At 64.6% G+C, this 18,299-nt stretch carries 14 protein-coding genes and 1 tRNA gene; 7 read left to right on the forward strand and 8 right to left on the reverse strand.

The window, feature by feature from the left end; genetic code table 11:
- Window position 1 precedes the first annotated feature (1 nt).
- On the forward strand, window positions 2-565 hold the full coding sequence (locus ACRYLT_RS13490; RefSeq protein WP_482664607.1) for a hypothetical protein: 564 nt from the start codon (window positions 2-4) through the stop codon (window positions 563-565).
- Window positions 566-593: 28 nt separating this feature from the next.
- Here the strand turns inward: ACRYLT_RS13490 and ACRYLT_RS13495 are convergent.
- Both ACRYLT_RS13495 and ACRYLT_RS13500 read right to left on the reverse strand, forming a co-directional pair.
- Window positions 594-668, reverse strand: a tRNA-Asn gene (locus ACRYLT_RS13495).
- Window positions 669-747: 79 nt separating this feature from the next.
- Window positions 748-1,530 (reverse strand): NAD kinase, encoded by a 783-nt coding sequence (locus tag ACRYLT_RS13500; protein WP_482664608.1) that lies wholly within the window; start codon window positions 1,528-1,530, stop codon window positions 748-750.
- A gap of 104 nt (window positions 1,531-1,634) precedes the next feature.
- Here ACRYLT_RS13500 and ACRYLT_RS13505 point away from each other — a divergent pair, with 104 nt between their 5' ends.
- Window positions 1,635-3,632 carry a putative bifunctional diguanylate cyclase/phosphodiesterase gene (locus ACRYLT_RS13505; RefSeq protein WP_482665448.1) on the forward strand — a complete coding sequence of 666 codons (1,998 nt, stop codon included), beginning with the start codon at window positions 1,635-1,637 and terminating at the stop codon, window positions 3,630-3,632.
- Window positions 3,633-3,656: 24 nt separating this feature from the next.
- On the opposite strand, the gene mfd is transcribed toward ACRYLT_RS13505, so the two are convergent.
- Window positions 3,657-7,112: a transcription-repair coupling factor gene (gene mfd / locus ACRYLT_RS13510; RefSeq protein ID WP_482664609.1), complete on the reverse strand. Its 3,456-nt coding sequence runs from the start codon at window positions 7,110-7,112 to the stop codon at window positions 3,657-3,659.
- 1 nt (window position 7,113) lies between these two features.
- Window positions 7,114-7,380, reverse strand: coding sequence for an FAD assembly factor SdhE (locus ACRYLT_RS13515; protein ID WP_482664610.1), 267 nt, complete (start codon window positions 7,378-7,380; stop codon window positions 7,114-7,116).
- Window positions 7,381-7,452: 72 nt separating this feature from the next.
- On the opposite strand from ACRYLT_RS13515, the gene recG reads away from it, so the two are divergent.
- Together recG and ACRYLT_RS13525 are read left to right on the forward strand one after the other, a co-directional pair.
- A complete protein-coding gene (gene recG / locus ACRYLT_RS13520; RefSeq protein WP_482665449.1) occupies window positions 7,453-9,510 on the forward strand; it encodes an ATP-dependent DNA helicase RecG in 2,058 nt (685 codons plus the stop codon).
- Window positions 9,510-10,316, forward strand: a complete 807-nt coding sequence (locus tag ACRYLT_RS13525; protein ID WP_482664611.1) for an alpha/beta fold hydrolase — start codon at window positions 9,510-9,512, stop codon at window positions 10,314-10,316. Before recG ends, ACRYLT_RS13525 begins: the two co-directional genes overlap by 1 nt.
- 5 nt (window positions 10,317-10,321) lie before the next feature.
- Here ACRYLT_RS13525 and tyrS read toward each other — a convergent pair whose 3' ends face one another.
- Complete coding sequence (tyrS, locus tag ACRYLT_RS13530) at window positions 10,322-11,539, reverse strand: tyrosine--tRNA ligase (protein ID WP_482664612.1); 1,218 nt, start codon at window positions 11,537-11,539, stop codon at window positions 10,322-10,324.
- Window positions 11,540-11,586: 47 nt separating this feature from the next.
- On the opposite strand from tyrS, the gene ACRYLT_RS13535 reads away from it, so the two are divergent.
- Together ACRYLT_RS13535 and ACRYLT_RS13540 are read left to right on the forward strand one after the other, a co-directional pair.
- Entirely contained in the window at window positions 11,587-12,105 is a 519-nt protein-coding gene (locus tag ACRYLT_RS13535) for a DOMON-like domain-containing protein (RefSeq protein WP_482664613.1), read from the forward strand.
- A 3-nt stretch (window positions 12,106-12,108) separates the two neighbouring features.
- Window positions 12,109-13,308, forward strand: a complete 1,200-nt coding sequence (locus ACRYLT_RS13540; RefSeq protein ID WP_482664614.1) for an exo-beta-N-acetylmuramidase NamZ family protein — start codon at window positions 12,109-12,111, stop codon at window positions 13,306-13,308.
- On the opposite strand, the gene ACRYLT_RS13545 is transcribed toward ACRYLT_RS13540, so the two are convergent.
- The gene (locus ACRYLT_RS13545) at window positions 13,250-14,452 is read right to left on the reverse strand and encodes a sulfotransferase family protein (protein ID WP_482664615.1); all 1,203 of its coding nucleotides are present in this window, start codon (window positions 14,450-14,452) and stop codon (window positions 13,250-13,252) included. The genes ACRYLT_RS13540 and ACRYLT_RS13545 overlap by 59 nt on opposite strands.
- A complete protein-coding gene (locus ACRYLT_RS13550) occupies window positions 14,453-15,631 on the reverse strand; it encodes a vWA domain-containing protein (protein ID WP_482664616.1) in 1,179 nt (392 codons plus the stop codon).
- A 110-nt stretch (window positions 15,632-15,741) separates the two neighbouring features.
- Here ACRYLT_RS13550 and ACRYLT_RS13555 point away from each other — a divergent pair, with 110 nt between their 5' ends.
- On the forward strand, window positions 15,742-17,151 hold the full coding sequence (locus ACRYLT_RS13555; RefSeq protein ID WP_482664617.1) for a methyl-accepting chemotaxis protein: 1,410 nt from the start codon (window positions 15,742-15,744) through the stop codon (window positions 17,149-17,151).
- Here the strand turns inward: ACRYLT_RS13555 and ACRYLT_RS13560 are convergent.
- Window positions 17,148-18,263 (reverse strand): hypothetical protein, encoded by a 1,116-nt coding sequence (locus ACRYLT_RS13560; protein ID WP_482664618.1) that lies wholly within the window; start codon window positions 18,261-18,263, stop codon window positions 17,148-17,150. The two genes, ACRYLT_RS13555 and ACRYLT_RS13560, sit on opposite strands and share 4 nt — an antisense overlap.
- Window positions 18,264-18,299: the final 36 nt, after the last annotated feature.

Raw genomic sequence — 18,299 nt, forward strand, 5'->3', positions numbered from 1 at the left:
AATGAATTCAGCAACTCTTTCGGGCGGACGCGGCGATCGAAGCATGACCTGGGGTTTGCGGTCGGCGCGTTTGATGGGCTGGGCCAGCTTCGGACTCGCCGCCGCCTTCATCACCGCTCCCGGCCGGATCGCTCGTACCTTCGGACTGCAGGGCAAGGAGAATCTGATTCGTGCTTTCGGTGCTCAGGAGGTGATGGCCGGCATGGGAGCGCTGTCGACAGAGGCTGACCTCGCCATGTGGAGCCGAGCCGCCGGGGATGTCGTCCACATCGCCACGGTATCGACCGGCCTCAGGAGCGAAGACGACCGCCAGCGCCGCAACGCACGTTGGGGCCTGGCCGCCCTGGTCGGCTTTCTCGTGGTGGATTCACTGATCGCCGCCAGGCTTGCGTCGGAAAAGAGCCGAGCCAGAGGCGACATCGACGATTATGGCGATCGCAGCGGTTTTCCCAAGGGCCTTGCCGCCGCGCGTGAGGCCGGCTCCGGCTTCGACACGCCCCGCGATTACAAGGCCGCGATACCGGCCCCTCAGCCGGCGAGGGAAACGGAAACCCAGCTCGGCTGAGCCGCCGTGGCGGATCGAAGTGGAGAAGTGGCTCCCCGGGACGGATTCGAACCATCGACCAACCGGTTAACAGCCGGTTGCTCTACCGCTGAGCTACCGGGGAGCAGCCATCAGGCGAGGGGCCTATATCAGCAAGATTCCGAGTACCGCAAGGGCTTAGCGGAGGCTTTGCGAAAGCTGGCCTAGACAGCGAACTGTTCCATCGCGATACGTTCGTCGAGCGCGTGCTCAGGATCGAACAGCAGAGTGAGCGCTTCGCTCCGGTCGACGCAGACTTCCACGGCGGCGACGTCCCGGACTTCATGCTGATCAGCCACGGCCGAGACGGGGCGCTTGATCGGATCGAGCACTCTAAAGGCGATCTTCAGCTCATCGGGAATCAGAGCGCCGCGCCAGCGCCTCGGCCGGAATGGACTGATCGGAGTCAGTGCGACCAGCCGTGAACTCAGCGGAAGGATCGGCCCCAGCGCCGAGAGGTTGTAAGCGGTGGATCCGGCCGGTGTGGCCACCAGCACGCCGTCGCAGATCAGCTCCGGGAGCACGACCCGGCCGCTCACCGAAACTTCTATCCAGCCGGTTTGCCGAGTTTCGCGCAGAAGCGAGACCTCGTTGATGGCATGGTGACGAAGCCGTTCGCCGTCCACCGTTTCCGCCGTCATCAGGAGCGGAGCGACGGAAAAGGCCTTTGCCCGCTCCACGCGATCGATAAGGCCGTCGAGCCGCCACTCGTTCATCAGGAAGCCGACGGTGCCGCGGTTCATCCCGAAGACCGGGCATACGCGGCCGCGGGCAAGCATCTCGTGAAGCGTATGGAGCATGTAACCGTCGCCGCCCAGGGCGACGATCAGCTCGGCCTCTTCCAAGGACACGAAGTCATAGCGCCGGCGCAGCATGGCTTCCGCCGCTTGCGCCGCCTCGGCACTGGAAGCGACCAGTGCCATTGCCTTGTTTCCCTGCCGGGCCATCGACTCCTTGCTAGGGTGCCGCTCCGTCCCGCGTCAATGTGCCAGGCCGGGAACTTGGCACGGAGCCGGATTGCGCAACCGCCGTGGCGCGCTACTGCTTGTCCGTGGCACCCCTGTTCATTCTCTCCTTTCGGCACCGCGACGAGTTGTCGCGACTGGCGGAGAGTGCCGGCTGGCAACCGATCGCGGCGCGACGGGCCGAGAATGCCGAGGCGCGATTCGTCGCTTCGGGTGCCGCCGTCGCCGTTGTCGACGCTCGCGGGGCGCTGCAGGAAGGGCAGGATGCGGTCCGAGCCATAGCCGACACCGTCGAGGCCAATGCGGCGGCCTTGCTCGTCCTTCTTTCCCGCAACGATTCGTCGGCTCTCGAGGTCTTTCACGACCATGGGGCGACCCACTTTCTGGTCAGTCCGTTTACCGAGCCGCAGCTCCTTCACGCCCTTCAGTTCGCGCTTCGTCATTCGGAACGGGTCGGCGGCGGAGCTTCGAGGCGGACGGCGGACCGGGGCGAGGCTTCCTGGCGCTGGCAGCCCGGATCGAGAACCGTCGACCTGAGCCCTGCACTTGCTCGCAAGGCCGGGCTTGGCGAGGAAAATGGTCGACGAATCAGCCTGATAGAGCTGTTTCGCAAGCTCGATCCGGAGGGCCGCCGAGCCGCTCGGGCCGCCATCGACCGGCTGACGACAACCGGTGAAGCGACGGCCTTCGCGCATTCCGACGCCGAAGCCGAGGGCAGCCGGATCGCGCATCACGTTCGAATCCAGGGAAGCGGAGAAATCGTTGGGCGAGCCGAGACGATCCTGAACGGAGACGGGCGCCATCTGACGGGACGCGATCCGCTGACCGGCCTTCGGGACGGTCGCGCCGTTCGGAGCTGGCTCACAAGCCAGCTGACCGGCGAGGCCAGCGGGCAGGGGGCGGTGATGCTTCTGATCTCGGTGAACCGCTACGACGCCATCAACGCCGCCTTCGGGCGTCCCGTGGGCGATTCGGTGCTTCAGGCGGTGGCGCGGCGAATCGAACGGCGGGTAGAAGCCGACGGGCGCCACCGACTCGTGGCGCGAATGGCCGGAGCCGAATTCGCCGTTCTTCTTGCCCCGCCGGCCTCGCTCGACGACGGCCGTTTCCTGGCGGCCGAACTAGTGGAGGCGATCGGCCGGCCTTTCATGTCGGGCGACCATGTCATTGCTCTTGGAAGCAGAGCGGGGGTCGCCATGTCGCAGCCAGGAGACGATGCCGCTGGGCTACTGCGTCGGGCCAGTGCCGCTCTTGCGGAGGCGAGGGGCCCGGACAGCGCGCCGGTGCGTGTGCTCGAAGAAGGCGCCGAGAGCGAGACTCAACGGGAGGATCGGCTGGAGATCGATCTCCGCCGAGCGCTCGACCTCGACGAGATCGAGATCCGGTTCCAGCCCCAGGTCTCGGTGACCTCAGGTGAGATCGTCGGCGTCGAAGCGCTCGCGCGCTGGCGGCACGGCCAATATGGCGAGCTTGGCGCTTCGACGCTCTTCAACGTGGCCGAACGCTCGGACTATCTCGCCCAGTTGTCGGAGCATGTGCAACGCAAGGCCATTCGGACGGCCTCCGAATGGCCGGAACCGCTGAAGCGGTTGCGCCTGGCCGTCAACATCACCGCGGCGGACATCGTTCGTCCGGGATTTGCCGCCCAGTTCCTCGAGCTGGTGCGATCAAGCGGATTCGACCCAGGCCGGCTCACCGTCGAGGTCACGGAAAGCGGACTCATCGAGGATCTCGCCGGCGCGGCTCAGCTTCTTGCGCAGCTGAGGAGCGGCGGCCTTCGAGTCGCCATTGACGATTTCGGGACCGGCTATTCCAGCCTTGCTTATCTGAAAGCCTTGCCGCTCGACTATCTCAAGATCGACAAGCGGCTGAGCCAGGACATTGCCGGTTCGACCCGCGATCGCGTCGTCGTCAGAAGCGTGATCGACATGGCCCGATCGCTGGGCCTGGGAGTCGTCGCGGAAGGGGTGGAGACCGAAGAACAGCTGGGTCTGCTCGCCCAGGAAGGCTGCACCTTGTACCAGGGCTTCCTCTGCTCGCCTCCGATCGGCACGGAGGAACTGACCCAGCTGGTCACAAGCTGACTCGGAGAGAGGACCGGATCCGCCCTAGCCGACGATCCTGGCCAGTCCCTTCGACAACTGGAGCGCACCGTTCAGGCGCGAAGCTGCATCGGGCCAGCTTCGGGCAATGACGAGCTTGGAGTCGGGTCGAAGCTTGGCGGTGCCCTTCAGCCGTTCGACATAAGCGAGCAGCCCCTGAAGATCGGGAAACTGGTCATTGAAGAAGTGCACCAGTGCGCCCTTGGGGCCGACGTCGAGCTTGGCGACCTGTGCCTTGCGACAATTGAGCTTGATCTCGATGACCTTGAGCAGATTCTCCGTTTCCGAAGGAAGCTTGCCAAAACGGTCGATCAGCTCCGCGGCGAAGCCCTCGATCTCGTCGGAGGTCTCGAGTTCGTTCATTCGCCTGTAGAGCCCCATGCGCAGGTCGAGATCGGGCACATATTCGTCGGGGATCAGGATGGGCGCGTCGACCGTGATCTGCGGCGAGAACTGGTCCCTCGACGGCTGAAGGCCGCCCGACTTGGCTTCCAGGATCGCGTCCTCGAGCATCGACTGGTACAGTTCGAAGCCGACCTCCTTGATGTGGCCCGATTGTTCGTCGCCCAGGAGATTGCCTGCACCGCGTATGTCGAGATCGTGGGTCGCAAGCTGGAAGCCCGCGCCGAGGCTTTCCAGGCTCGCCAGCACCTTGAGGCGCTTGTCCGCCGTTTCGGTGATCAGGCGATCGCCGGGAGTGGTGAAATAGGCGTAAGCGCGAGTCTTCGCCCGGCCGACGCGGCCGCGCAGCTGGTAGAGCTGAGCGAGTCCGAACCGATCCGCTCGGTGGACGATCAGGGTGTTGGCACTGGGAATGTCCAGCCCGCTTTCGACGATGGTGGTCGAGAGCAGCACTTCATACCTCTTGTCGTAGAAGGCGCTCATCCGCTCCTCGACCTCGGTCGGCGCCATCTGCCCGTGAGCGACGACGTAGCGAACCTCCGGGACCTCCTCGCGCAGGAACTGCTCGATGTCCGGGAGATCGGCGATCCGTGGAACGACGAAGAAGCTCTGTCCGCCGCGATAATGTTCGCGAAGCAGGGCCTCCCGCATCACCACCGGATCCCACGGCATGACATAGGTTCGAACCGCCAGCCGGTCGACCGGCGGGGTCTGGATCACGCTCAGCTCGCGAAGACCGGACATGGCCATCTGCAAGGTTCGGGGAATCGGCGTGGCCGTCAAAGTGAGGACGTGGACGTCGGAGCGAAGCGCCTTCAGCTTTTCCTTGTGCGTGACTCCGAAGCGCTGTTCCTCGTCAACGATGACGAGGCCGAGCTTCTTGAACTCCACTCCCTTGCCGAGGATCGCGTGGGTGCCGATCACGATGTCGATCTTGCCGGCCTTGAGCGCGTCCTTGGTTTCCTTCGCCTCCTTGGCCGGGACGAGCCGCGAGAGCCGGCCGATCTCGATCGGGAAGCCCTGAAAGCGCTCCTTGAAGTTCTGATAATGCTGCCGAGCGAGCAAAGTCGTCGGAGCGACCAGTGCGACCTGAAGCCCGGACATGGCAGCAATGAAGGCGGCGCGGAGGGCGACCTCGGTCTTCCCGAAGCCGACATCGCCGCAGACGAGGCGGTCCATCGGCTTGCCACGACCGAGGTCCTCGATGACGTCGCTAATCGCGCGATCCTGATCCTCGGTTTCCTCGAACGGGAAGCGGTCGGCGAAGGCGGCATAGCCGGTATCCGGTTCCGCGACCGGACTGGCCCGCAAGGCGCGCTCGGCGGCGACCTTGATCAGTTCGCCCGCAATCTCGCGGATCCGCTCCTTCATCCGCGACTTGCGTCGCTGCCAGCCTTCGCCGCCGAGCCGGTCGAGCGTCACGCCTTCGCTCTCGTTGCCGTAGCGCGAGAGAATGTCGATATTCTCGACCGGGACGTAGAGCTTGTCGCCGCCGGCATATTCGAGCGCGACGCAGTCGTGCGGCGCCCTCTGCACCGGGATCTGGGTGAGGCCCTCGTAACGGCCGATCCCATGGTCGGCATGGACGACGAGATCGCCCGGAGTGAGCGTGGCCAGCTCGTTCAGGAAGGCTTCGGTGCTCTTCTTGCGCTTGCGGCGTCGGACGAGGCGGTCGCCGAGCATGTCCTGCTCGGTCAGCAGAGCCACGTCCCGGGTGGTGAAACCGTGATCGAGCTGGATGACGGTGAGGGCGACCTGACCCTTGGCCGCGGCTCCGAGCGCTTCCTGCCAATTGTCGGCAATGCTGATCTTGGTCAGCCCGTGGTCAGCAAGCAGCCCCTTCAGCCGCTCCCGAGCACCGGTCGAATAGCTCGCCAGGATGATCTTGCGCCGGCTTCGCCGAAGCTCGGCGACATGGTCGACGACGGCTTCGTAGATGTTGACGCCCTGGGCGCGTTCCGGCGCAAAGTCACGGGCCGGCTCGACTTCGAAATCGACGACCCTGTCGCTCTCCGGCTCGTGAAAGGGCGTGACGAGATGAAAGGGTCGATCCTCGACGAGGCGTTCCCATTCGTCCCGGCCGAGATAGAGCCGCTCGGGCTCCAGCGGTCGGTAACTGCCGGCTTCCTTGGTCTCGGCGCGACGGCGATTGTCGTAATAATCCGCGATTGCCTCGAACCGGGCTTCTGCCGCGCCGCTGTCCCCCGGATCACGAACGATCAGATCCTCGTCCGACAGATGGTCGAACAAGGTGACGAGCCGCTCCTCGAAAAGCGGCAGCCAGTGATCGATCCCGGCGATCCGACGCCCGTCGGAAACGGCCTGATAGAGGGGATCGCCAGTCGCGTTGGCGCCGAACAATTCCCGATAGGCGGATCGGAAGCGCTTGACGCTGTCCTCGTCGAGAAGCGTTTCGGAGGCGGGAAGGAGGACGAATCCCTCGATTCGATCGACGCTGCGCTGGGTAGCCGGATCGAATCGGCGCACGCTCTCGATCTCGTCGCCGAAGAAGTCGAGTCGAAGCGCCTGCTCCTCTCCCGAGGGGAAGAGGTCGACGATTCCGCCGCGGACGGCGAATTCGCCGGGATCGCGGACGGTTTCGGTCCGGGCATAGCCGTTCGCCTGGAGAAGCACCGAAAGGCGATCCAGGTCGATACGCTCGCCGGGCGCCAGTCGGGCGACGAGCTGGCGGATCCGGAACGGCGTCAACGTACGTTGGAGAGCCGCGTTGACGGTCGTGACCAGAAGCTGGGGCTTGTCGCTCTTGCGCTGAAGCGCATGCAGGGTGGCCAGTCGCTCGGACGTCGACCGGAGGGAAGGCGAGGCACGATCGTAGGGAAGGCAATCCCAGGCCGGGAAGCTCAAAGTCTCCAGTTCGGGCGCAAAATAATGCGCAGAATCGACGATGGCCCGCATCGCGGCCTCGTCCGGCGCGATGAAGACGGCCCGGCCCTTCGCCGCGCGTGCGAGGTCGGCGGCAAGCCAGGGCAGAAAGCCCGAAGGCACGCCGGCCAGGGTCATCGGCCGATCAGCGGCGAGGATCTTCTGAAGGTCGGTCAACTTATTCCGGGTGCTCGATGTAGTTCACTTGCCTGAGTCGAAGCATGAGGTCTCCGCAGAACCGCTTCGGCGGCTCGGCCGTTCCGATGGCCCAGGCCAGAATGTCGACATCCTGCTCCTCGAGCAGCGCCTCGAACCAGGCAATTTCCTCTTCGCCCCATTCGGCGCCGTAGCGGTCGAAGAAGCCCCCGATCAGCAGGTCCGCTTCGCGAGTCCCGCGATGCCAGGCCCGGAAGCGGAGGCGTTTGAGGCGCGCGTCGGGTTCCATGATCTCCATGCAGGATGGGCCGGCGGGACTTTGCGAGCCAGCCGGCAGCGGTTACGAGTGCTCCAGATAGTCATGCGCCCCGACATTCTCAATCCGCTGTTCGCCGAGGTCGAGGTGCTCAAGGGCGTCGGACCTCAGCTCTCCAAGCCGCTCCACCGGCTCGGACTGGAGCGCCTCGTCGACCTGCTTTTTCACCTGCCGACGAACTGGATCGACAGGAAGCGGGTCAACCGGCTCGACGAATCGGACGTCGGGAGGATCATCACCATCGAGGTCATTCCCCGCGACTTCCGGCAGGGGGGCGTCCGAAGCCCGCTCCGGATCCGAGCCGAGGATCAGGCAGGGGAACAACTGACGCTCGTCTATTTCAATCGCGCGGAATGGGCGAAGAAGCAGTTGCCGATCGGCATGCCCAAGGTGATTTCAGGCCGGCTGGACCGCTACGGGCAGGATCTTCAGATGGTCCACCCCGACTATGTGCTGCCGATCGACGAGGTCGCGCAGATCCCGGAACGCGAGCCGGTCTATGGCCTGTCCGAAGGCCTGACCAACAAGCGGCTGAGCGACTTCGCGGAGCAGGCCCTCGCCAGACTCCCGGCGCTCGCCGAATGGATCGAACCGAGCCTCAAAGCGCGAATGGGCTGGCCCGGCTGGGCAGAAGCCTTGACGCTCGCGCACCGCGATCCCGCTTCCGCTCAGGCGCGCGATCGGCTCGCTTATGACGAGGTGCTTGCGAACCAGCTGGCACTGATGCTCGTCCGGGCGTCCTCCCGCAAACGCAGGGGTCTGCCGCTGCGCGGCAACGGATCCCTGCGGTCGCGCCTGAAGCTTGGCTACGCCCCAACCGGTGCGCAGCAAAGGGCTGTTCAGGAGATTGAGGGCGATCTTCAGCAGGAGGTTCCGATGCTGCGCCTACTCCAGGGCGATGTCGGATCGGGCAAGACCCTCGTCGCGCTGATGGCGATGCTCGTCGCCGTAGAAGCCGGTGCCCAGGCGGCGATGCTGGCGCCGACCGAAATATTGGCGCGGCAGCATTTCGAAAATCTGTCGAGGCAGCTTGCCGGCTTGCCGGTGAACGTCGCGATCCTCACCGGCCGCGAGAAGGGACGAGTTCGAGAATCCTGTCTGATGGGACTTGCCGACGGATCGATCGACATTCTCGTCGGAACCCATGCCATTTTCCAGCAGTCGGTGATCTACAAGAAGCTGGGACTGGCCGTGGTGGACGAGCAGCACCGGTTCGGCGTGGCGCAGCGCATGATGCTGGCTCAGAAGGCGGACCGCCCCCCGCATCTGTTGGTGATGACGGCGACTCCGATTCCTCGGACGCTCACCCTGACCCATTATGGAGAAATGGACGTCAGCCGGCTCGATGAAATGCCGCCCGGCCGGCAGCCGATCGAAACTCGGGTCGTCAGCGAAGAAAGATTGCCGGAAGTGGTGGACGGCCTCGGCCGTCAAATCGCGGCTGGCCGCCAGGCCTATTGGGTCTGCCCGCTGGTCGAGGAAAGCGAAACCAGCGACCTCGCCGCGGCGGAGGATCGGGCGGAGGCCTTGCGCCTGCGCTTCGGCGGCAAGGTCGGAGTGGTGCATGGCCGAATGAAGGGGCCGGAAAAGGATTCCGTCATGTCGGCCTTCCAGAGCGGCGAGATTGCGGTACTCGTGGCGACCACAGTGATCGAAGTGGGCGTCGACGTTCCGAACGCATCGTTGATGATCGTGGAGCATGCCGACCGTTTCGGCCTGGCGCAGCTTCATCAGTTGCGTGGGCGGGTCGGACGCGGCGACCAGCACAGTGTCTGCCTTCTGCTTCGCGGAAACATGCTGAGCGAAACTGCCCGAGCGCGGCTCGGGCTGATGCGCGAGACGAATGACGGCTTCCGGATCGCCGAGGAGGATCTGAGGCTTCGCGGCGCCGGTGAGATACTCGGGACGAGGCAATCCGGCGAGGCCCAGTTCCGGCTCGCGACCCCGGACCAGATTTCCAGGCTCGCGCCGATGGCGATGGACGATGCCCGGCTCCTCGTCGATCGCGACGGCGGCCTGGAAGGCGAACGCGGCCGAGCCGCGAGACTCCTGCTTTACCTTATGGAGCGGGATGCGGCAGTGAACCTGCTGAGGTCCGGCTGATGGCAGCGGGACGGCTGGTCATTCTTCACGGTTCGAACGGCTCCGCCCGCGAGATGGCGCCGCTTGTCGGGTTGCTAGCGGGCTACGATCCCTTCGTTCCCGACCTGCTGGGACATGGCGGCCGACCAGTGCCGGAGCGCCTGACCCTCGGATCGATGGTCGACGACCTGACCGCTCAGCTGGACGAAGCGGGAATCGGGCCGAGCCATTTTCTCGGCTACAGTTTCGGCGGCTATCTGGCGCTGGCGCTGGCGCTCAGGAGTCCGGATCGGGTGAAGAGCCTCGCCGGAGTGGCTCTGAAATATATCTGGGACGGTGAGTCCGTGCGCCACGTCGTCCACCTGACCGATCCGGAACGGCTTTCCCGACCGGGCAATCCTCGCCAGGAGCAACTGGCCGCCGCGCATGGGGCGGAGCGCTGGCGCCACGTCACCCTGATGAACCAGGCCCTCTTCGCCTCATTCGCCAAGGATGGTCCGCCGCTCGACGACCGCGCCGTCGCGGCCATCCAGACTCCGGCCTTGATCCTGACTGGAGACTCCGATCCGCTGGTGCCTGCGGCCGAGGCGCGGCATCTGGCGACCATCCTCCCGAATGCCCGGCTGGGTCTCTGGTCAGGAAGCGCCCATCCGCTCCGAAACGTTCCGCTCGTCGAAGCCAAATATGCGCTGGCGCAATTCATCGGCGAAGTGGACGGAGGTCGGTTCAGTCCCGGGCCGCCGCTGCGTCTCCACCGTCAACTGGTCAGCGAAGGGCTCCCCTCAGGCACGCTCGACGTCGGTTTTCGGCCGCGCTCCCGGCGCTGAGAAAGTCAGGGCGTGAGAAGCCCGTGCTTCTTCTTGCCGGCGGAAATCCGGATGTCGCAGCTCACCGCGATCGGCACGTCCTCGCTCACGGCCCGGCCGTCGATGCGGGCACCGCCCTGAGCGATCAGTCGGCGCGCCTCGTTCTTCGAACCTGCCAGCTCAAGCCCCACGAGAGCGTCGACAAGACTGATGGAGCCGCTCACCTTCAGGGTCGGAAGGGCCTCGCCCGCCTTACCCTCCTCGAAGGTCTTGCGGGCGGTCTCCGCTGCCTCGACGGCAGCGTCCTGGCCGTGAACCATTGCCGTGATCTCGTCGGCGAGCACCTTCTTGGCCAGGTTGATCTCGGCGCCCGAGAGCGACTCCAACCGCGCCACTTCGTCCAGCGGAACGTCGGTGAACAGTCGCAGAAACTTGCCGACGTCCGCATCCTGGGTGTTCCGCCAGAATTGCCAGAAGTCGTAGGGAGCAAGCTGATCGCCGTTGAGCCAGATGGCGCCTGCCGCGGTCTTGCCCATCTTTCGGCCGTCCGCAGTGGTCAGCAACGGCGTGGTGACCCCGAACAATTGTGCCCCCTCGACCCGGCGCGCCAGCTCGATTCCGTTGACGATATTCCCCCACTGATCCGATCCGCCGAGCTGGAGCAGGCACTGGTGGCGGCGATTGAGCTCCCGGAAGTCGAAGGCCTGCATGATCATGTAGTTGAACTCGAGGAAGGTGAGCGGTTGCTCGCGCTCGAGCCGCATCCGGACGCTGTCGAAGGTCAGCATCCGATTGATCGTGAAATGGGGGCCGATATCGCGAATGAACTCGATATAGCCGAGCTCCCCGAGCCAATCGTCATTGTTGACCATGATCGCCCCGGTCGGGCTTTCGTCGAAGCGGAGCACGCGTTCGAAGACGGGCCGGATCGTGGCGATATTGGACCGGATCGTCGCGTCGGTGAGCAATTGCCGGCTCTCGTCACGGCCGGAAGGATCGCCCACTTTCGTCGTCCCGCCGCCCATGAGAACGATCGGCCTGTGTCCCGCCTGCTGAAGTCGGCGGAGGAGCATCATCTGGATCAAGTGCCCGACATGGAGCGACGGCGCTGTCGCGTCGAAGCCGACATAGCCGGTGAGCACCGCCGAGGCGGCGAGGGCGTCGAGACCCTCGGCGTCGGTGATCTGATGGATGTAGCCGCGCTCGTCGAGCAGGCGTAGGAGGTCGGACTTGAACTGGGTCATGGCGCCGGGGCGCCTAGCACGGAGGAGGATGAGTGGGGAAGTGCAGCTTGATTCCGCATCCGGACTTCCCATCCGCAGCCGTCGAGGCCGTGGAGGTGGAGCTGGACCTCGCGAAGGGAAGGGCTGCCACGATCCGGTTCGGCCTGATCGGCCGCGTTGAATCGCTGCGGCTCCCGGCCAAGGCTCCACCGCGTCGGGCGGATAGGCTCTGGGAGACCACCTGTTTCGAGATGTTCGTTCTGGACCGTTCGACCGGCGGCTATCTGGAGTTCAACTTCTCGCCTTCGAGCGAGTGGGCGGCTTACCGGTTCCACGGATATCGGAGCGGGATGGCTCCCGCCGAGCTTCCCCACGGACCCACCATCTCCACCCGAAGGGGCGACGGGTTCGAGCAGGCGGTCACGCTCCCGTTCGATCTCGCTGCGGAAGGCGGGTCGATCCAGTTGTCGGCGATCATCGAGGAAATCGACGGCACCAAATCCTATTGGGCGCTGAAACATCCGGCCGGTGCGCCCGATTTCCACGATCCGGATTGCTTTGTGCTCGAACTGCCGCCAGCAGTCTGAGCCATGAAATTCGGTATCGATCGCCTCCTCGCCGAGCCCGAACTGCGCAAGCCGCTCGAGAGGCGGCGAGTCGCACTTCTGGCCCATCCTGCCTCAGTGACCGAGGACCTGACTCACTCCCTCGACGCGCTTGCGTCGAGCGGACTCGAAGTAACCGCCGCGTTCGGACCGCAACACGGCCTGCGTGGCGACAAGCAGGACAATATGGTGGAGTCGGAGGACTTCACCGATCGAGTCCACAACATCCCCGTCTTCAGCCTCTACGGTCAGGTCAGGCGACCGACTGGGCAGTCGATGGGCACGTTCGACACGATGCTGGTCGATCTCCAGGACGTCGGCTGCCGGATCTACACCTTTATCACGACTTTGCTCTACGTGCTGGAAGCGGCGGCGCAGCACGGCAAGGCGGTGTGGGTACTCGATCGGCCCAATCCGGCGGGCCGGCCGATCGAGGGACTGGCCCTTCGTCCCGGCTGGGAAAGCTTCGTCGGTGCGGGGCCACTGCCGATGCGGCACGGACTTACCCTGGGTGAACTGGGACTGTGGTTCGTCGAAAAGTTCGGGCTCGACGTCGACTATCGGCTGATCGAGATGGAAGGCTACCGCCCCGATGACGCGCCCGGCCATGGCTGGCCGGTGGATGAGCGGATCTGGATCAATCCAAGCCCCAATGCCGCCAACCTCAACATGGCGCGGGCCTATGCCGGGACCGTGATGCTGGAAGGGACGACGCTTTCGGAAGGGCGGGGCACGACTCGACCACTCGAACTGTTCGGGGCGCCCGATATCGAGGCCCGGGCGGTACTCGACGAAATGCGCGCGCTCGCACCCCAATGGCTGCAAGGCTGCACTCTGAGGGAAATCTCGTTCGAGCCGACATTCCACAAGCATGTCGGAACGCTCTGCCACGGCGTTCACATCCATGCCGAGGGCCGCTTCTACGATCATGAGGCGTTTCGCCCCTGGCGCCTTCAGGCGCTCGCGTTCAAGGCGATACGCCGCCTTTACCCCGATTACCCGCTCTGGCGCGACTTTCCCTACGAATATGAATTCGACAAGCTTGCCATCGACGTAATCAACGGCGGTCCGGCCTTGCGGGAATGGGTGGACGATCCATCCTCCATGCCCTCCGACCTGGACGCGATCACGCTTCCCGACGAGCAGGCCTGGGGTGAAGAGCGGCGGCGATATCTTCGCTACTGAGCCCGAAGTCGCGAAGGCCATAGCGATGACCGAAGTGGCTCGTCGACCGCTCCAGATAGGCTTTCATCCGCCGCTGGAGGCCGGGGGTGAATTCGAGATCCAGCCAGTCATAGACTCGCCGCATCTGCGCGAGCCAGTCGCTATTCATCGCCTCGAAGCTGATCTCGATCTGCGGAACCTTCGGGTGGGCTCGACGTGCGGTCTCGGCAATTCGCTTGCGCAGCATCGTCTTGCCCAGCCACTCGCGACCGATCCACGCCGGGTCAACGGCATCCGACTGGATGCGCATCTGGTTCCAGACCAGGGAAGCGGAGGAGCCGACGACCTGTTCGATGTCTCGCTCGAGACAGATCAGCCGAGCATCGGGGAAGGCATGGATCACCGTTGGCAGATCCTGCATGAATTGCGGAAGCTTGAGGATCAGCGGCTTCCCCGCCGGATCGCCCCGCGACCAGGCGGCGGTCTGGAGCAGCGCCTTGAATTCCCGATAAAGCCAGGCCGGGTCGGCGGCCTCCCACCAGCGGCTGAACGAGGGAATGCGCCATTGCGCTTCGAACAAGGCGCTTCCGAAAGAGAAGCCGAAAAGGCCGAATTCCTCCTCCGGCGAGCCGACGCCGGTCGGATGGATTCGGTGGACCTCCGGGTTCAAAGCACGAAGGGTCAGGAGTCCGGAACGCGCGAGCAGCTGTCGACCCTTTCTCGGCACCGGGATCATCGATTCCTCGAAGCGGGTATGGACTAGTCGGTCGTCGCAGGCGAGCAGCCGCTGAATCCGTGTCGTTCCGGAACGCATCTGGCCGAGCACGATGATCGGCGCGGGTAGCGGCCGCTCCAATATTTCGGGGCGCTCACGCCAGAGCCTCACCGCCCGAATCCGCGATCGAAGCGCCATCACGATCTGGCCGTGAGCCATGGAGAGCCCGAGCGGGTTGAGTTCCGCCTCGGTCCGCAGGGCCTCTACCAGCACGCGAAGGGCTTCGCGCCAGCCTGTATCTGGTCCAAGCGCTTCGGGCGAAGCACCGCGAAGCGCCACCCGCTCGAAATGGTCGGGATCAAGTCGCGGCTTCGGGAGCCATCCCGAGCGCCAGGCGATGCGCAGCGCCCGGTTCGCTCTGGCGACATTTGGCAGCGGCGATTGCGTCACTTAGCTCTTGCGGCTCAGCGTACGCATCGCCTCGTCCAGGCCTTCCAGGGTCAGCGGGTACATGCGATCCTGCATCAGCTGCCGGACGATCTGGATCGATCCGGTGTAGCTCCAATATTGCTCCGGCACCGGATTGAGCCAGACGGCGGCGGGGTAGGTGTTGGTCAGGCGCTGGAGCCAGACCGCGCCGGCCTCCTCGTTGAAATGCTCGATCGACCCGCCGGGATGGGTTATCTCGTACGGACTCATCGACGCGTCGCCGACGAACACCAGCTTATAATCGTGGCCGAACTTGTGGAGAATGTCCCAGGTCGGCGTTCGTTCATTGAAACGGCGGTGGTTGTCCTTCCACACGGCCTCGTAGGGGCAGTTGTGGAAGTAGAAGAATTCGAGATTCTTGAACTCGGACGTGGCAGCGCTGAACAGTTCCTCCATCAGCTTGATGTGTGGATCCATCGAGCCGCCGACGTCCAGGAACAGAAGCAGTTTCACCGCATTGTGCCGCTCGGGACGCAGCCGGATGTCGAGCCAGCCTTTGCGGGCCGTGCCGTCGATCGTCTCGTCGAGATCGAGTTCTTCGGCGGCGCCTTCGCGAGCGAAACGGCGCAACCGGCGAAGGGCCACCTTGATGTTGCGCGTACCAAGCTCAACCGAATTGTCGAGATTGCGGAATTCGCGCTTGTCCCAGACCTTGATGGCCCGGCCATGTCGGCCTTCGCCTCCGATCCTCACCCCTTCCGGATTGTAGCCGCCATGACCGAAGGGCGAGGTCCCGCCGGTGCCGATCCATTTGTTGCCGCCCTCATGCCGACCCTTCTGCTCTTCGAGCCGCTTCTTGAGAGTCTCCATGATCTCTTCCCAGGAACCGAGCGACCTGATTTCCGCCATCTGTTCGGGCGTGAGATAGAGCTCCGCAATCTTCTTCAGCCACTCCTCCGGGATCGGCACGGCCTCGGTGCCATATTCGGCCTCGATGCCCCTGAACACCTTCCCGAATACCTGGTCGAAGCGATCGAGCAGGCCCTCGTCCTTCACGAAGGTAGCCCGTGCCAGATAATAGAATTCCTCGGGCCGGGCGGCGATGACTTCGGCGTCCAGCGCCTCGAGCAAAGTCAGATGCTCTTTCATCGAAGCCGGAATGCCCGCAGCTCGAAGCTCGTCGACGAAGGAGAAGAACATGGACAGGAGCTCTAGTCGTCGGCGCCGTTCAAGGCCAGCGGTCCCGTGGTTAACGACCTTTCAATCAATTGCCCTTACCCCCTCCCCAAACAAAAAGGAGCGGGGCAGAGGTGGCGAGTTCGGCAGTGGAACGGGCGGACGGTGCGGCGATCAATGAGGTCGCGCGCAATTGCGGTTCGCTGGCAATCGAGTGCAGCGATGTCGCCGGCTACGTGGCCGGAGTCAACGAGCGCATCTCCGCCAACCTCAAGATGCTGGACACGCTTGAAGACGTAACCACTCGCCTGCTTGCGGATCAGGCGCGAGTGTCCGATTCCACCGACGAGGCCCGGGTTCTGGCCGAGCAGGCCCGCCAGAAGCTCGATCAGGGCCGTGGCGCCATCGAGGATACGATCCGGATCTTCTCGGGCCTCACCGAACTCGTCGTTCAGCTTGGCGATCGGATGGCGGGTTTCGCCGAAGCCATGACTCGGGTCCGAAGCGTTTCCTCGGCCATCGAGACGATCGCGAACAAGACGAACATGCTTGCCCTCAATGCGACGATCGAGGCCGCGCGGGCAGGCGAGGCGGGCCGCTCCTTCGCCGTCGTTGCGGCGGAGGTGAAGAAGCTTGCCCATGACACGCGGGTGGCGACCAGCGAAATCGCCGGGACGATCGCCTCGCTCACCCGCGAGGCCGAGGCGGTAACGTCGGAAATCAAGATGGGTGTGGAGAAGAGCCGAGTGGCTCAATCGAGCTTCTCCAAGATCAACGACACGGTTCGCGACGTCGCCGACATCGTCGCCCTCGTCGATCGTCAGACCGATGGAATCGCCCAGGCCACGAACCTGATCGAGCAGAGCGTCGACAGCGTGAAGAGCGGCCTGTCGTCCTTCGCGGCCGATGCTCGCGCCAATGGTGGCCAGCTTCAGGAAACCCGCGAACGGCTGACCAGACTGGAATTGCTGTCCAACGAGATGCTGGACCGACTGGCGTCCAGCGGAGTCCGGATCGACGACACACCCTTTATCGAGTTCGCCCAGCGCGGAATGGCGGAGATCCAGGCGACGATCGAGCGCGGCATCGCCCGCGGCGAGATCGACCTTGAGGCCGTCTTCGACACCAATTACGTGCCGATGCCGGGGACCAATCCGGTCCAGTATCAAACCGGCTTCTGCGATTTCGCCGACATGCACATCCGGCCAATCCTGGATCGGCTGATGGCGGCGGAAGCGCGGCACATCGCCTGCGCCATCACCGACATCAACGGCTATCTCCCGACCCACATCAGCGAACGCTCACAGCCTCAGACCGACGATCCCGAATGGAATGCGGAATATTGCCGCAATCGCCGCAACTTCATCGACGACATCACCCGGCGCGCCATCGCCAGCGACAAGGAAGCGATGCTTGCCACCTACAGCATGTCGCTGGGCCATGGGCGGCACCTGCCGGTGAAGAATGTCTTCGTTCCGCTCTACGTCCACGGCCGGCGCTGGGGCAATTTCGAACTGGCCTATCGAGACGACGCCGCCGCTTAGGTGTCAGGCTGATTTTCCGCTGCCGGGGGGGACGGCAAGGTCACATTCGTATTGCCGTCCGCCTGATGATCGATCGTGCTCCGGATCTGCCCGCCCGCTCGGTCGGCCCCGCTCAATATGTCCGCGATCTGGGCGTCCGAAGGCGGCCGGTCGTAGCTGCCCAGCACCGCCGTTCGCCCGATTTGGTGATGAAGCAGCGTGAACTGGCCCTGTTCCATTTCGACCAGCTCAAGAGTGCTGCCGGCATCGTTCATCGGCACCAGCAGCACCGCGCGCCCGACGAGGCCGACTTCGGCCGACCCGGCGCCGGCGCGGAGGATCGAGAAAGCGGAATTGCCGATCCTGGCGGTGGTCGAGCGACACCAGCGATTGCCGATCCGCGGCGGCATCCCCTCCGCGGCATTGCCCTGCGCCTCGCTCGCCTCCTCGCCGGCGCCGTCGAGCGAGGCGCTCATCGTCGCCGTGAGCAGCCGCTCATAGCCGGGTTCTATCTGGATCGCCGGCGGTTGCTGCTGCGCGCATTCGGAGATTTCCAGCGGCAAAGCCGGGCGGGGTCGACGAGCGGTGCGAAGCCCGCCGAGCAACGCGGACATGGCCGCTTCGACTTCCTGGCGTCGCGCCTCCGGACCCGACACCCGCAGCTTCACCATCCAGCGTCCCACCTTGACGAAGGCGGCGCTGCTGGCGAAGTCGCCGCGATAGCGGGAATAGTCGCGGCGCAGAGCCGAGTTCGGGACTTCGCCTGCGTTGACGACTTGGATCTCGCTGTTGCTTACCTGCGTATTGGAGCTCGACCTCACGGCGAGGTCCGTGGCGAAAGCCGCCAGGCCGACATGGGACAGGCCCGGAAGATAGATATAGGCGGTGCCCCAGACCTCGCGGTCCGGCGAGCGATACTGGACGACATTGTCGATGTTGCGGCCGGCGTGGCTCAGCTCGCGAGTCTCATGGACCGAGATCGTCCCCGCCTGGCGTGGAAGGGCAATCTCCGCCGGGAGGAGACGGACAGTCTCGCCGTTGGTGGCCCAGGCCTGCTGCTGTTCCGAAGGCGATTGACCCGCTCCGGCCACCGGAGTGATCGCGAGCGCTATGGCGGTCAGGTAACGCAGCACGGCGAGCTCCCCCTTTTTGTGGGAGGCTAACCCGAA

The organism is Sphingosinicella sp. SM1-17, from assembly GCF_056821765.1.